At 57.6% G+C, this 15,422-nt stretch carries 14 protein-coding genes; 4 read left to right on the forward strand and 10 right to left on the reverse strand.

The window, feature by feature from the left end; all coding sequences use genetic code 11:
- Positions 1-81: 81 nt before the first annotated feature.
- The 9 genes from BM399_RS13260 to BM399_RS13300 all read right to left on the reverse strand — a co-directional run bounded on the left by BM399_RS13260 (position 82) and on the right by BM399_RS13300 (position 9,223).
- Positions 82-717, reverse strand: a complete 636-nt coding sequence (locus tag BM399_RS13260) for a GTP cyclohydrolase II (protein WP_092868273.1) — start codon at positions 715-717, stop codon at positions 82-84.
- 45 nt (positions 718-762) lie between these two features.
- Positions 763-1,341, reverse strand: a complete 579-nt coding sequence (locus BM399_RS13265; RefSeq protein ID WP_092868274.1) for a c-type cytochrome — start codon at positions 1,339-1,341, stop codon at positions 763-765.
- Positions 1,328-2,596, reverse strand: a complete 1,269-nt coding sequence (soxC, locus tag BM399_RS13270; protein WP_092868275.1) for a sulfite dehydrogenase — start codon at positions 2,594-2,596, stop codon at positions 1,328-1,330. The genes BM399_RS13265 and soxC overlap by 14 nt, the downstream gene beginning before the upstream one ends.
- Positions 2,597-2,838: 242 nt before the next feature.
- Positions 2,839-3,909, reverse strand: a complete 1,071-nt coding sequence (locus tag BM399_RS13275) for a bifunctional riboflavin kinase/FAD synthetase (RefSeq protein ID WP_092868276.1) — start codon at positions 3,907-3,909, stop codon at positions 2,839-2,841.
- An 80-nt stretch (positions 3,910-3,989) separates the two neighbouring features.
- Positions 3,990-4,529, reverse strand: coding sequence for a flavin reductase family protein (locus tag BM399_RS13280; protein WP_092868277.1), 540 nt, complete (start codon positions 4,527-4,529; stop codon positions 3,990-3,992).
- A gap of 65 nt (positions 4,530-4,594) precedes the next feature.
- Positions 4,595-5,704 carry a 3,4-dihydroxy-2-butanone-4-phosphate synthase gene (ribB, locus tag BM399_RS13285; protein ID WP_092868278.1) on the reverse strand — a complete coding sequence of 370 codons (1,110 nt, stop codon included), beginning with the start codon at positions 5,702-5,704 and terminating at the stop codon, positions 4,595-4,597.
- A 117-nt stretch (positions 5,705-5,821) separates the two neighbouring features.
- The gene (gene sfnG, locus BM399_RS13290; protein ID WP_092869084.1) at positions 5,822-6,913 is read right to left on the reverse strand and encodes a dimethylsulfone monooxygenase SfnG; all 1,092 of its coding nucleotides are present in this window, start codon (positions 6,911-6,913) and stop codon (positions 5,822-5,824) included.
- 111 nt (positions 6,914-7,024) lie between these two features.
- A complete protein-coding gene (locus BM399_RS13295; RefSeq protein WP_092868279.1) occupies positions 7,025-7,618 on the reverse strand; it encodes an NAD(P)H-dependent oxidoreductase in 594 nt (197 codons plus the stop codon).
- Between the two features lie 303 nt (positions 7,619-7,921).
- Positions 7,922-9,223 carry a porin gene (locus tag BM399_RS13300; RefSeq protein WP_177228161.1) on the reverse strand — a complete coding sequence of 434 codons (1,302 nt, stop codon included), beginning with the start codon at positions 9,221-9,223 and terminating at the stop codon, positions 7,922-7,924.
- A 625-nt stretch (positions 9,224-9,848) separates the two neighbouring features.
- Here BM399_RS13300 and BM399_RS13305 point away from each other — a divergent pair.
- From BM399_RS13305 to BM399_RS13320, 4 genes are all read left to right on the forward strand, one after another.
- The gene (locus tag BM399_RS13305; RefSeq protein WP_092868281.1) at positions 9,849-11,291 is read left to right on the forward strand and encodes an LLM class flavin-dependent oxidoreductase; all 1,443 of its coding nucleotides are present in this window, start codon (positions 9,849-9,851) and stop codon (positions 11,289-11,291) included.
- A gap of 160 nt (positions 11,292-11,451) precedes the next feature.
- Positions 11,452-11,754, forward strand: coding sequence for a putative quinol monooxygenase (locus tag BM399_RS13310; RefSeq protein WP_092868282.1), 303 nt, complete (start codon positions 11,452-11,454; stop codon positions 11,752-11,754).
- Between the two features lie 356 nt (positions 11,755-12,110).
- Entirely contained in the window at positions 12,111-13,178 is a 1,068-nt protein-coding gene (locus BM399_RS13315) for an ROK family protein (RefSeq protein ID WP_092868283.1), read from the forward strand.
- A 79-nt stretch (positions 13,179-13,257) separates the two neighbouring features.
- Positions 13,258-14,904 (forward strand): B12-binding domain-containing radical SAM protein, encoded by a 1,647-nt coding sequence (locus BM399_RS13320; RefSeq protein WP_092868284.1) that lies wholly within the window; start codon positions 13,258-13,260, stop codon positions 14,902-14,904.
- Here the strand turns inward: BM399_RS13320 and BM399_RS13325 are convergent.
- Positions 14,901-15,281: a hypothetical protein gene (locus BM399_RS13325; protein WP_092868285.1), complete on the reverse strand. Its 381-nt coding sequence runs from the start codon at positions 15,279-15,281 to the stop codon at positions 14,901-14,903. The genes BM399_RS13320 and BM399_RS13325 overlap by 4 nt on opposite strands.
- Positions 15,282-15,422 lie beyond the last annotated feature (141 nt).

The raw sequence follows: 15,422 nt of genomic DNA on the forward strand, positions 1-15,422 counted from the left end.
TTATTTAGTCGACACTGCCTCACAGGAATTGACGGCGCAGCTCAATGAGCCACAGAGGGCCGGCATACAAGGAGCTGCGCGTCAGCAGTCGTGCGCCATACGCAACCGCTTTGTTTCAAGGTAACGACGGTTGTGCGGGTTCGGATCGACGACCAGCGGCACGCGTTCGATGACAGAAATGCCGAGAGCCCGTAGCGCCTGCTGCTTGAGCGGGTTGTTCGACAACAATCGAACCGTATTCATGCCGAGCTCCAACAGTGCTCGGCCTGCCAATGTATAATCGCGAGCGTCGACTGGAGCGCCAATCTCGATATTGGCGTCGATCGTGTCGATCCCTTGATCTTGAAGCGCGTAGGCCTGCAGCTTCTTGAACAATCCAATACCGCGCCCTTCCTGGTAGGGCGCGTACGCAAGTGCTCCGAACGGCGCTGCACAAATGGCCCGCAAAGCCATCTGCAGTTGCTGGTGGCAATCACAGCGCAGCGAATGAAAAATATCCCCCGTTACGCAACCCGAATGGATGCGCACCAGAGGGATGGTTGCTTCTGACGCTTCGGCGGTACGATGAACCAGAACGACGAGCTGTTCGGCGGCGTCGTCGCCTTGATACGCGTAAGCATCAAGGAGAACCTCCTCGCCCTCCAATTCTATTGGTAACACAGTGGCAACGACGCGTAGGACGCCCGGTTCGACGGCTTTTAAGGCGCTTATCCGCATTGTTGTTTCGCCTCCTGGAGACGCGGCACGCTTGAGGCTGCGATTTCACTTCGCCGGCGACGCCGACTGGTTGATCCGATACATATCGAGCTCGGGGCCAGATCCGTCGAAGAAGCCTTTGGCGTTTGGCATGACGACTTTCCGAAGCGTCTTGGCGTCCAAGACCTGCTTGTCATCGATGATCTTCCCGACTGACAGGATGTAGGCCGACAGCGCGTACACCTCGTCGGGCGTGAGGGAGCCCGGTTGGTCGAACGGCATGGTGCGCCAGATATAGTCGAACAGCGTACTGGCATGGGGCCAGTAACTCTCGACAGATTTGAGGGGCCTGTCCGTGGCCAAGCTTCCCCGTCCGCCTGCGAGCACGGGGCCGCCAGCTTCTTTTATCCCCTCGAGATGCTCACCATGACAATGAGCGCACCGTTGCGCATAGATTTCACGGCCAGCAGCGGCCGTGCCTTGTCCAGGGGGCAGAGTTGCGCCGTCAGGCTGAATGGCAAAGAACTTTGCCAGTTCCTCTGACGAGACCGGCGTGCCGACACTCGCGTCGGTATTGCCGGCGTGGGACAACGCGGGCCACAAGCAGAAGAGTATTGCCGTGCAAAGGCCTCTAAACGTGGACATTGGACACACTACCGTCTGAAGCGACGGCCCAGCTCTGAATGGCGTTGTAGTGGTAGACGGAGTTCACGCCTCGCACGCTGATAAGCTCCGAGCGCGTCGGCTGAACGTTGCCGGCTTCGTCGATACACCGGCTTTGTAAAATGGCCGGCTTGCCATCCCAGTGCCAAGGGTAGCTGAAGCGTACCGTACTCATGGGCTCCGGCACATTGTCGAGCCTGGCCGGCGCCCACGTCTTGCCGCCGTCGAGTGACACGTCGACCGCATAAACGCGGCCGCGTCCAGACCATGCGAAACCCTTGATCAGATAATGACCGGGCTTCGGCAGCATCATTTCGCCGGACGGAAACGTGATGACGGACTTTGCATCCATCTCGAGAGTGAACAGTTTCGCGCGCCCGTCCTTCAAGAGATCGGTATAGGCGGCCGTTTCCTCATGCGTCATGAACGGGCGGTCGCTCACTTGCAGGCGACGCAGCCACTTGATCTGCGTATTGCCTTCGAAGCCTGGCAATATGAGGCGGAGCGGGTAGCCCTGCTCGGGCCGAAGCGCTTCGCCGTTCTGTCCGTAAGCTATGAGCGCATCCGACATCAGCTTGCCGATCGGAATGCTGCGGGTCATCACCGCGGCGTCGGCGCCTTCGGCCAAGACCCAGGCCGCATTCTCCTGCAAGCCCACGTGACGAGCCAACGTCGCAAACGGAACGCCCGTCCACTCGGTCGTGCTCAATAATCCGTGCGTAACTTGGACGTTTTTTCCTGTCGGCTTCGACCACTCGTCCAACGTATTGCCGGAGCACTCGATAAAGCATCGCCGCGTAACGGACGGCAAACTCTTGATCTCGGCGATCGTGAATTTCTTCGCGATATCGACAAGACCGTGAACGTAGAGCTCGTGGCGCGCTGGATCTATGGTTGGAATGCCGCCGTGATGGCGCTCGAAGTGCAGCCCGGAGGGCGTAAGATTTCCGATCGTTGCGGCGAGCGGCGTATATGTCCACGAAGTGGCATCCAGCGGACGATCGGCTTTGACACGCACCTCGGTTTCGAATTGGGAGCGTGTGCCGTAGCCGTTATCTTCGTGCACACCGCGACCCATCTCTTTCGTAGGATCGTCGGGAACGTCGTAAAGGACCGCACCAGGAGGTGCCGTCTTCTTCTCGGCGAGCGCCGGCGCAGCTGCCAATGGCGCGGCAGCGGTCGCCGCGGCGGCGGAAAATATCAGCTTGCGCCGATCAAGCTCGAGATGCGGCTTCATCCCGTCCTTGCAGGGACAATCGTCACCCGATGGACCTGCCGTAGCTTCGGTGTTTCGATTTAGCGACACCCCCGCCTCCTGAAATATACGACCTGGGCGCTCAATGTATGTATCAGTCGGTACAATGCAAGCTCAAATGCAGGACCGTTGATTAAAAGATGACGTCCGCCTGACGAGGCAGAGAAAGACTGCCGTTTCGCTCTTTGCTAAAACGTTATGCGCCGTAAATTGCCGTTCAGGACTCAGTGTCCGTCAGCGCTCGCAATGGCGCACGCACGGCGGTCGAGCACACTCTCTATCGCGGGTTCTTGAAAGTCGCTGCTCAGCAGGCGCCGGGCGGACAGGCAGTCGGCATCGATCTGCTTCGTCAGGGCAGAGACATTGACGAAGGTTCGTTCGGATCTCTGAAACGCCACGAACTCGACGAGCAATTGCGCTCCGTATATATCGCCGCTGAAATCGAGAATGTGGACCTCGAGGCGCGGCGCTCCATCGTCAAACTGAGGCCGCGTTCCGTAGCACGCTACCCCGTTCGCGATTTTCCCATCGATCAGAACCCGGACGGCGTAGATGCCGAAGCCGATGCGCGCATCGTGGAACGGATCGAGATTGGCTGTCGGAAAGCCGAGCTGACGACCACGCTTGTCGCCGTGGACGACGATGCCTTCCATCGTCCATCTGCGACCCAGAAGATTGTTGGCCGCCTTGACGTCACCCAGAGCCAGCCTTGACCTTACCGCCGTCGACGTAATGGTCTCGTCGCTCTCCATCAGGACCAGCGGGGGGATCACCTCAACAGTCATGCCGGCGCAAGGACCCAGTTCGGCAAGTTGGGTTACACCTCCTATGCGCTTTTTACCGAAGCGAAAATTTCTGCTGGCGATGATCCGCTCGGGCTCGAAACCTCGCGTCAGCACTTGCTGGACGAACGCTTCCGGTTGCAGCGACGCCATTCCGGCATCGAACTTGAGAGTGATGACATCATCGACACCCGCTTCCTTCAGCAAACGGGCTTTCTCGGCGGGGCCCGTCAGTTGGACGAATGGCTCGTGCGGCGCCAGAACGACACGAGGATGCGGATCGAACGTGATCGCCACCACACGGCGTCCGTCGACCCGCGCCATCTTCGACGCACGTTTTATGATTTCACGGTGGCCTCTATGGACACCGTCGAAATTGCCGACGACGACGTAGGCGCCACGCAGATGCTCCGGCACATCTTGCAATTTGTCCAACGACCACGACGATGCACCTGCGGATTTAAGCTCCGCAGATCGCACGTCGCCTTCTGCACTCAAGGCATTGAGGCTCATCGCGTGCTCTCGCTTCCCACTTGCGGGCTGCGTCCGCCGGCTATTCGCGGCCGAATGAATTTACCCGGCCGCCGCAACCGTCAAATATGCGAAATCATCCCGTAGCGGGCGTCGTGATAGACCAGCGGCGCGAGGGTCTCGACATCCGTTCCGATGACCTGACCGACAAATACAGTGTGCGTGCCGATCGGAATTCTCTGTTGAATTTCACATTCGAGCTGGGCTGCGGCGCCCTTGATGAGGGGCACGCCTCTTTCGCTCAAGCGATGCTCGACGGACGCGAATTGATTTTCGCCCTTCGTGGCGAAATGTTCAGCGATGTTCTTTTGGCCATCAGCCAGGATATTGACTGCAAATGCGCCTTTTCTATCGATATGCGGATGAGTCCGCGCCGTCTTGTTTACGGCGATGAGGATGGTCGGCGGCTCGGCGCAAACACTGCAGACCGCGGTCGCGGTAAATCCGTAGAGCGTGCCGTTCTCTTCCGTTGTGATCACGGTCACGCAACCGGCGAGCTGGCGCATGACTGTTCGAAAGGCATTGGCATCGACAGTCGAGGGCTTCCCCCCCAACGCAGCACCGATGCTGTTGATCGCGCTCCGAATAGACCCCATCTGCATAAGTCAGTCTCTCCTCATTTCAGGCAATGAAGGTCGCGGCCCCACCGGCTCGCGCCTTCGCAACTTCACAACTGCTCTTTCCCGACAATCGTCAGCCCATAACCTTCGATGCCGACGAGTGTCTGATCGCGGCTCGACAGCAGGATCATGTCTTTGATCCCAAGATCGACGAGGATTTGCGCACCGACGCCGTACTCGCGAAGTTGCGGGCCCGGCCGGGAATGGGGGCTGCTGTTGCGAATGCGCTCGGAAAGCGCGCCGCGGCGGCCATCGTTCAAAAGAACGATGACGCCCCGTCCCCGCCGCATGATCTTGAACATGGCGCTATTCAAGCCTTCTCCCTCGCGAGAGAGGATCACGTCGCTCACAAGATCCGACCTGTGCAGGCAAACTGGGATTGCGCCAGGCTTCGTGATATTTCCCTTGATCAACACCGCGTGCTCGGAGCCGTCGACTGTGTCCTGGTAAATGGCCAACTGCCATTCACCGAAGCTCGGGTGATGAATCGCAGACGTCGCAACACGCGTGACAAGCCGCTCATGGCGAAGCCGGTAGGCGATCAGATCAGCAATCGTTCCGAGCTTGATGCGATGCGCACTCGCGAATTTCAGCAGATCCGGCAGGCGCGCCATCGTGCCGTCATCGTTCATGATTTCGCAGATGACGCCTGATGGATTGAGGCCCGCGATCCTCGCCACATCAACAGCAGCCTCGGTATGCCCCGCGCGAACGAGCGTACCGCCTTCCCGTGAAATCAACGGGAAAATATGGCCCGGAGTGACGATATCGTTCGACGTGCATTCCGGATTGATTGCGACTGCGATGGTTCGCGCCCGGTCGGCGGCGGAAATTCCTGTCGTCACTCCGGTCTTGGCTTCGATCGAAAGAGTGAAGGCGGTCTGCAACCCTGTTTGCACCGATTGCGCCATGGCACTGAGTTTCAGGTGCGCAACACGCTGAGGCGTTAGTGCGAGACAGATCAGCCCACGTGCGTGCCGGGCCATGAAGTTTATGGCATCGGCGGTCGCGAATTGCGCTGGAATGACTATATCGCCTTCGTTCTCGCGACCTTCGTCGTCGACGAGAATGAAGCAGCGCCCAGCCCTCGCTTCTTCAATGATGTCTTCCGCAGGGCTTATCTCTTCAGCGTCGTGGTTCGTGAACATGAAGTTCATAACTTCGCTTCCTTCCCCGGATCGCTTAGAAACCGGTTTAGCCAGCGTCTAAACTCTCGTTTCTTCGCGGAAGGACCGCTCTGTTACCGAGCCATCCCCCCTTCGCCTTTTTTAGTGTTATGCGATCGCTTGCCTTTTCATCGGGGCGGCGCGCTCGAGTTCGCGGACGAGCGGAATGACCCGCTCACCGAAAAAGCGCGTCTCCTCATGGAAGTGCAAGAACCCGCAAAGAACCATGTCCACGCCGATTTTGCGGAGTTCGTATATGCGGAGCGCGATCTGCTCGGGCGTTCCGACCAAGTTCGTGTTGAAGCCATCGTTGTATTGGATCAGATCGCGGCTCGTGGACTTCACCCACATCCCCTTGCCTTCCTTGCTCGCCTGCCCGGCCTCCTTGACCGCTATGCGGAAATTCTCGACGGCCTCCGTATCGGCGCCGCGCACGATACGCTCGAGTTCTGCCTGAGCTTCCGCTTCCGTCTCGCGAGCAATCACGAAGGCATTGGCAACGAATTTGACTGTCCGGCCTTTTGCCGTTGCAAGCTTCGTGACGTAATTGATCTGCTCTTTGAAGCCCTCGGGTGTATTGCCATTCATGCAATACCAATCCGAAACCGACGCCGCCATTCTTTGGGCCGCGAGCGAATTTCCGCCTTGGAAAATCTCCGGCGTCGGACGACCGGGAATGACGAGCGGCTTCGGCTTCAGTGTGTAGCCGTCGATCTTCCAATACTTGCCGGCGTAACTGAAATCGTCCTCGGTCCACGCCCCGCGAAGAATCTCGATGAATTCCTGCGAACGGACGTAACGCTCATCGTGCTCGACCCACGGCACGCCAAGAGCATCGTATTCGGCTCGACACCAACCGCTGACAACGTTGATCGCCCAGCGGCCATTGAAGATTTGATCGGCGGTAGCGCCATGCTTGGCGACGACACCGGGATGAAACATTCCCGGAAGTATGCCGGTAATGATGTTGAGCGTTTCGGTATGAGCGAGCAGCGCTGTCGAAAATATCAGCGCGTCATGTTGATATTCAGCGCCGTAGCTTCCCATGAAGCGGATCTGCGTAAGGGCATACTCGAAGCCAACTTCTTCCGCGATCTTGGCGAGTCTAATGTTGTATTCGAGACCCCAGTCGGTGCGCTGCGGGACCTTGCTGACAACAAGGCCACCGCTGGCACTGGAAACCCAATGCGCAAACTTCATAGGACTAGCGTTCTTGGCGCCCATGACTGCTGCCTTTCGATGCCTTAGCGGGAGCGTTCCCGATTTTTACAGAGCATACGGTTCAACGAAGGAGGGAATTGCTGGGGCAGGCTATTCGACCAACTGACGAACGGGCACACGTGAAGGCACAAGCAGGCCGACGGCTTCATCTGCCGCTCTTTCGATGCGCTCTCTAAGGGCGGGGCTTGAAACCGCGCCACTTGCGAAATCATCGCTGAGGCCGTAGAGACCGGTCGTCACGGTCTGGATTGCAAAAAAGCCCATGAGGGGCCGCATCTGATGCTCGATCACTAGGGCGTGCATTGGTGTACCGCCAGTTGCACACAGGATCGCCTTGCGGTTACGCATGGCGTCCCGATCCACAAGATCAAAGAAGTGCTTGAGCAATCCCGTGTAGGCTGCTCGATACACCGGCGTCCCGATGATCAGCAGGTCAGCACGCTCAACGAGCTGGAGGAGTTCTTCGCCTTTGACGGAGACGTCAGGGCGCGTCAGTCCGCACATGACCTCATGGCCAACGTCGGATAGGGCTATTTTATAGCTGTCCGTTGGCAGCGCCGTCGCGACGGCATCAGCCACGGCGTCAATCAAGATGCCAGTCTTAGATTGGCGCGTCGGACTGCCGTTGATCCCCACAATGGTCAACATCAGGCGTTTCCCTAGATATTTTTTTTTAGGGTCCATTGACCGGACCACCTGTTTGTATCGATCGGTCCATCATTATGTAAAAATTCAAAACACGCAAGTGGGATCAGCGATGAGCTGCAAGTTCGTCCGCATACTTTGCTCGCTTTAAAATTAACGCGCCTCAAGTCCCGAGCTCAAATCCATCAACGCGCATGAAAGAAGGGCATCAATCTCTGCGTGGAAATTTTTTTCGGGCAACCCGAGCGGCGAATGCGGTCACGAATTAAGTGCCCGCGGACACAAAAAAGCCCGAAGCTTTTGGAGCTCCGGGCTAAGTGGAGGAAGCAGGACACGAAGAAGCTAGAAATTTATCATGCTGCCAAACACGATCGTGGACATGTCTTTCGTGTTGACACCGGGAACATCCACTTCGTGGTTTCTATAGCGAAGCCAAACCGACATAGCGGCGGCATCTATTTCCTGAACTGCGCCGAAGCCCCAGAAGCGTGTCGATGACCCCTTGATGACCTGGGATGTATCGTCGGAAGCGTCGCCGGGCGAACCGCCATCACTGACGATCATCGCGCTGTTGTTGGCTCCGAGGTATTCGCCATAGGGAATCGTCGCCCCGAGCGGATTGAGCTTCAGACGGACACCACTCTTCATATACCAAGTATCTGTCGCCGGATTATCGACCAGCCCGCCCTGCTCAGTCAGATGCCCCCAGCCCGCTGTACCAAACCAGCCCGAGGGAAGATGCTGAACGTAGAGGCCAGCCTGCGTGTACTTCAACTTTCCGTCGGGCGGCGCGCCGAGGTTCGAGTCCGTTGTCTCAGCATATGTCAAAGCGCCCGCAATCTTGAAATTGCCGAGGGTATTTGCGTACCAACCCGCAAGCGCCCAATCGTCATCTTCACCCCACGACGCGGTGGCAGAGAAACCTTTATACGCGGGCGTATCGTACCTGACCGCATTCCGTGGAAGGCCATCGCAATCGCCCGGACCGCCGCCGTATCCCCGGCACGAAGATGCGTTACCCCAGATCATCGATTGACCCGGAGCAAAGTTGCCGCGAACGTTGAAGCCAAACACGTCATAGGCGACCCAATAAGCCGCCGCCAGCGTTCCCGAGCTATCGAGCGATACGATCGCGTTGTCGTCAGCCGGTGAAACCTTGCCGACGCTGAACTTGCCGAGCTGCTCGCTCTTCAGGAACCAGTATGAATAGAGCACCTGCACGCTGTTCTTAGTGCCGGTCAACGCAGCAGGACCTACAGGCGTGTTCTGGTTTGTCGTGTAAACGTCGCTATCGATAGCTTCGAGATGCAGTACGTAGCCGGCCGACCAATCCTTGTTGATCTTAGCCGTTCCCGTGAAATTCACGTTGCTCGCGAATGCGGTTCCAAGCCCGGAGACGTACGTGTTGGATTCAACGCCGTCGTCCCAGTAAACGACTTGCTCAGCAACCCAGCCTGACACCGTCAGCGAAACTTTTCTGTTGCCTTTAACAGCCGCGGACGCCTCGAGCTCGGCAATGCGCTCTTCGAGATCGGCACAGCAATTGCCGCCAAGATCTGCAGCCGACGCCCCCGAAACACCAATGAGACCCAAAAAAGCCGGCGCGAAAAGAGCCGCTTTTCGTGTCTTCTTCTGAATTTTCATCACTTCCCCCATTCGAATCGACAGCGCAGAACCTAAACAGACCGACCGAATGGTACAACTAAATTGAAAACCGACCGATAGGTACAGTTTTGAACGGGTGTGTGGGAGACGGCGCTCGACCCATTCGCTTGATCGGGGAATCCTGATCATTGTCAGCCCATTACGGCGGCGCGGCGGGCAAAGATTGCGCCTTCATCACGCATCGGAATTTTTTAGCCGCGCTGAGACAATGAGATCGGCAATTGATTGGAATAACGAGTTGCGCTTGCGTTTCCCCGCAAAATCCGATTATGTGGACCGGTCGGTACACTCCCAAGTGACCGATAGGTACGTAACGAACAATTGGTATCGGGGGCTTCGTTGGTTTGCTTTTTGGAACGCGCGGTCAAGGTAACTCGCGGCTTCAAAAAACTTACGAAGCAACAGGAAAGCCTGCGCCCAGGTTTCTCAGGAAGGTTCTGATTGATCAGCGATGTCGAGGCTCACGAATTGCATTCGCACCGCAATTCACGGCCGGGACCCTATCGGAGAGCGGGAAAGATAAACCTGAAAAATGTCCGCTTTAAAACCGGCGAGCCCGACGAGAAGTGATTGTAACCGTGAAAAATACGAACGAGGAAACGCAATGAAACCGAGGATCATCCTCAACGCTTTCGATATGACGTGCGTTAGCCACCAATCGGCGGGCACGTGGCGTCACCCATCCAGTCAAGCTTCGAAATACAATGATCTTGATTACTGGACGAACATGGCGCGGGAGCTTGAACGAGGATGCTTCGACACTCTGTTTATCGCTGACGTCGTCGGTGTCTATGACGTCTATCGCAACTCGGCGGAAATGGCCCTCAAGGATGCCGCTCAGGTTCCTGTCAACGACCCGTTCGCTGCGATCTCGGCAATGGCGGCGGTTACCAGCCACGTCGGCTTCGGCGTTACTGCAGCCGTGACGTTCGAACCGCCGTACCTTCTCGCACGCAGGCTTTCGACCTTGGATCATCTGACCAAGGGCCGCATCGCTTGGAACGTGGTGTCTTCTTATTTGAACAGCGCCGCCCTCAATATCGGTATGGATAAGCAAATCGCTCACGACGAGCGCTACGACATCGCCGAAGAATACCTCGAGGTGATGTACAAGCTCTGGGAAGGCTCGTGGGAAGACGGCGCCGTTCAGCGCAACAAGGAAACGGGAGTCTTTACGGATGGCAGCAAGGTCCATCCGATTCAGCACCAAGGAAAATACTTCAAGGTCCCCGGCTTCCACTTGTGCGAACCGTCTCCGCAGCGCACTCCGGTGATTTTCCAGGCTGGCGCATCGGGCCGCGGCCGCCAATTCGCGTCCAAGCATGCCGAGGGCATGTTCATCCTGACGACGAACGTCCAGCAGGCGCGAAAGATGACGGACGACATCCGCAATCAAACCGAAGCACAGGGCCGTTCTCGCGACTCAGTGAAGATCTTCATGCTGTTGACCGTCATCACCGGTCCGACAGACGAAGCTGCTCAGCGGAAGTACGAGGAATATCTTTCGTACGCGAGCCCGGAGGGCATGCTCGCGCTCTTTGGCGGCTGGACGGGCATGGACTTCTCCAAGCTTGATCCGGACGAGCCACTCAAGGCTATGGACAACGACAGCCTTCGCACGACACTCGAGTCGCTCACGAGCGGCAGCGACAAGGCGTGGACGGTTCGGGACGTCATCAAGAACCGCTGCATCGGCGGCCTCGGACCTGTGCTCGTTGGTGGACCGCAAAAGGTTGCGGACGAACTGGAGCGTTGGGTCGACGAAGGCGGAGTCGATGGCTTCAACCTCGCCTATGCGGTGACGCCCGGAACGACGACCGACTTCATCGACTTTGTTGTGCCCGAACTGCGCAAGCGCGGCCGCGTGCAAACGTCGTACAAGGAAGGCACGATGCGCGAAAAGCTCATCGGCACGAAGGATGGCAACGTCGAGAGCACGCATCCGGCTGCTCAGTACCGGACTGCTTATGTTGGCAAAGAGAGCGTTGCCAGCAAAACGATCGCGTCAAAGTTCTCGGACGTCACGAAGGTCCCGGAAACGGTCTAAGTCTAGCGCTTCAACACTTCTAAATCAGCGAGGCGGAACCCAGCGGTTCCGCCTCGTATTGCATGACGATCAGCGAACGCCGCTGACGAAGCAACGCGCCACGACTGGCGTATCCGCCCTCGCGGCTCGAGCGCCCAGTCGCAACAGGAGGAAAGACCCAATGGCCAAGCTTGCACTCTACGTTCGTCTCGAAGCAAAGCCCGGAAAAGAGACTGCTCTTCAGCAGTTTTTGGAGAGTGCGCTTCCGCTCGCCGTCAACGAGCCGGACACGCCGGTCTGGTTTGCACTGCGTTTCGGTCCAAGCACATTTGGAATATTCGACGCGTTTGAGACGGAAGAAGGCCGCCAAGCTCACCTCAACGGTCCGATTGCTGCCGCGCTCATGTCCAAAGTTGACGAGCTCCTCGCGGTCGCACCAAAAATCGAGCAGGTGGATGTTCTCGCGGCCAAACTCTCAGGCTGATCATGGCGTAGAAACGCCATACAAAGGTGGCCGCGAACCTGCCGGCGTGAGCGCTCCCCGTCGGCAGGATTTATAGCGCTTTTGGGTACGGACTCTTCCCGAGCTCCGGCGGTCAAAGCGAACCTTGTCCGTATGCCGGTCTCCGGGCCGCTCATGAGCGATGCTGATGCTCGCTCGCACAGTCTTTCACTAGTCAATCGCCGGCGTGCAACGGATTCGCTCAGCCGCGCAACCGATTGCCAGGGATGTGCGTTGCAATCCCGGCCATATAGCGAGGATGGCAGCGTCGCCTATGCGGGCACGAGCCAAAACATCCATTCACGCGACAACTTGGAAAGCAGGCGGCAGTGACAGTCATGGACAAGCCATCCCCGTCGTTAGAACTGCCCACGCATGGGGCCGCTACTTTGCCCAGCGTGACGGTCGATAGTTACAATATCGAGGTGCGCGACGACGACGGGTTCATCGGCGACAAAGCGAGCAAGGGCGCATTTTGGGACATCGTCGAGAAATGGCGTAAGGCGCTGCGGAAGGCTGGCGAAGACCCGTTTGGAAAGACGGCCACGGAAGACCTGTCGAAGAAGCAGCTGGTCGACGAATTGGAAAAGGGTGATCCGGAAGCTGCCGGCGTCGTACAAAGTGCGGTCGAAGAATTTTCTCAGCAATTCGCCCATGTCATCCGGCGCTTTTTGCGGACCAAGGAATGGCGAGATACCGAAGCAATCGTCATTGGTGGCGGGTTTCGCGGCAGTAGACTGGGAGAACTTGTGGCGGGCCGGACAGGGCTCATTCTCAAGGCCGAGAAAATCAAGGTCGACCTCGAAATGATACACAACGACCCTGACGACGCCGGTCTTATCGGCGCCGCCCACTTGCTACCGCCCTGGATGCTCAAGGGACACGATACGATGCTCGCCGTTGATATCGGCGGCACCAACATACGCGTCGGCACGGTGGAATTGAACATCGGGAAATCGCGGGACCTCATCAAAAGCAAAGTAGCGAACTCAGAGATCTGGTGCCATGCGAAGGACGAGACTGACCGGTCGGGCGCGGTCGCCCGACTGGTGAAGATGCTCGAAGACCAAATTCGCTGGAACGGCAAAGAGAAGCTCGCGTTGGCGCCCGTTATCGGGATTGGCTGTCCGGGGATCATCCGTGAGGATGGCTCTATTGATCGCGGCGGCCAGAATCTTCCCGGCAATTGGGAAAGCAGCAGCTTCCATCTTCCTGGTGGCATTAAGGAAAAGATTGGAGAGATCGGCGGATCTGAAGCGATGATCGTCATGCATAACGATGCCGTCGTTCAGGGGTTGAGCGAATTACCCCATATGCAAGATCGCAAGAGTTGGGCGGTTCTGACGATCGGAACGGGCCTCGGCAATGCGCGCTTCACCAACCGCGATGTGAAGAAGACAAAATAACGGTCGCCCAGCGGCCTTGATAAGATCTCGTTTGAAGCGAAAGACTAAGTCTCGGCGATTTTATAGTTGAGGGTGAGCGATGGCTGATATTGTAATCGTCAATCCGCGCTTCAACACATCTTTCTGGGGCATGGAAAGATGTATGGGACTTCTTGGCAAGCGAGCCAATCTCCCTGTCGCCTGCCTGCCGTTGCTCGCGGCTCTCGTCCCAAAGCACCATGACGTGACCATTGTCGACGAGAACATCGAAGACATCGACTTCGCTCGTCTCGGACGGGCCGACATGGTGTGCGTCACGGGCATGACTGTCCAGGGAACACGAATGCGGGAAATTCTAAAGGAGGTTCGGGCTCGCGGTGCCTTCACTGTCGTCGGCGGACCGATGGCCACTGTCGAACCGGAAGAACTCGAGGATCTTGCGGATGTCATCTTCGTCGGCGAAGCTGACTTAACGTGGCCGCAGTTCATCAATGAGTGGGAAGCAGGCCGGCACGCTTGCCGTTACGAGCAACACGACAAGACCGACATGACGACCTTGCCACCGCCGCGGCTCGATCTCCTCAAATCACAACGTTACATGTTCGGGAGCATGCAGATCTCACGTGGGTGTCCGTTCACCTGCGAGTTTTGCGACATCATCGTCACTTTCGGGCGAAAGCCGCGTTTAAAATCCACTCAGCAAGTGCTGGCGGAACTCGACGCCTACTATCGCGAAGGCATTAGAATCGTCTTCGTCGTCGACGACAACTTGATCGGCAATAAGAAGGCCATCAAGCCGACGTTACGCGAGATCGCAAAATGGCAGGAAGACCATGCCTACGCGCTCACCCTCTTCACCGAGGCATCGTTGGATCTTGCGGAAGACGACGAGCTGATGAGCCTGATGGGGAAGGCCGGCTTTCAAAGCGTGTTCATCGGCATTGAAAGTCCGGACGAGGCGTCCCTCAGAGAAACGAAGAAACTTCAGAACGTGCGTGAAAGAGCGGGCACGCTCGTTGAACGCGTCAAACGCATTCAAGACAGCGGGATTGACGTCTGGTGCGGGATGATCGTCGGATTCGACAACGACAAGCCGGCGGCTTTCGATGTTCTTCCGGGATTTCTGGCCGAAGCGAGGATCGCGAACGCCCTTATCGGCTTGCTGCACGCTATACCGACTACGCCGCTCTTCGATCGCCTGAAAGCCGAGGGCCGATTGAATGACGCGGCAGGCAGCGAGAATTTTGGCACGAACGTCATTCCGCTCGGCATGTCGCCAGGCATGTTGCGAGACGGTTTGACCAGAGTGACGGAAAATTCCTATTCCGCGGATGCCTACTTCCAGCGTCTTGATGCCCTATTCGTCGACGGTGGCTTCAAGTTCGCCGCGCACCGACTCCCGTACTGGCGGAACCATCGGCTAGCCTGGGCAAAAAGCTGCTTTGAGAACTATGTGATGTTCCTTGTACTCGCGACCCGTCTCGTTCTTCGGGTCGAAGACAGAGGCTTGGCACACCGCTACCGTGCGCAGCTTCTCCGCGCCTTTCGAGCCCGCAAGTTCGAGCCGCAGTTACTCTTCACCTACGCGGTGAAAACGGCGATGCACTATCATTACGATGCGATCGCGAAGAGCCTTTCGGCTTCAGCCGGCGGGCCGGTCCCGGAGTCGGTGCGCTCATTTTCGCGCGCACGCTCGCGCGACACTTCCGATCGGGTTACGACAGTCGGCAATGGCGCGCTGCATTAGGATCGCTCGGCGCTCCAAACGCCGGAGCACAGACCCGAGGGACCGCTGCCCCTCCAAGTGCCGCCGGCGCTAAATTCGCCGAACCGTCCGGTTCCATAGGCGATGCGCGGGCCAGCCACTGCATTCATACGGGCTTGCCCGGAGCCCGAAACGCGGCCGCCCAATTGAATTGGGTAGAAAGCGAAAGATCCACTCGTCGAGTAAATTCGGCCGCCGGTTATCTCAAGCCCAATCTCGATGTAGCCGCAATGGCCGTTGGTCGTCTCGGCGACCATGTTCCAATATCCATCGTACCGGGCTGCAGTTGCGGGCGGAGCCGAACAGATAATTGCGGAAGCAGCCAACAAAGCGATGTTGCTCATACGATTGCCAATCATAGGAAACCTCCTACGTGCATCAATGCGATTTGTTCGGATGGCAAGGCGCGTCGAGACACCGGACTCGGAAGCCTCTGCAAACCATCACTCACCTCGCCAATGTTCGAACCACTACCTGGCTGCGGCTGCCGCGCAATCCAA

It is taken from the genome of Hyphomicrobium facile (assembly GCF_900116175.1).
GTDB lineage: Bacteria > Pseudomonadota > Alphaproteobacteria > Rhizobiales > Hyphomicrobiaceae > Hyphomicrobium_B > Hyphomicrobium_B facile.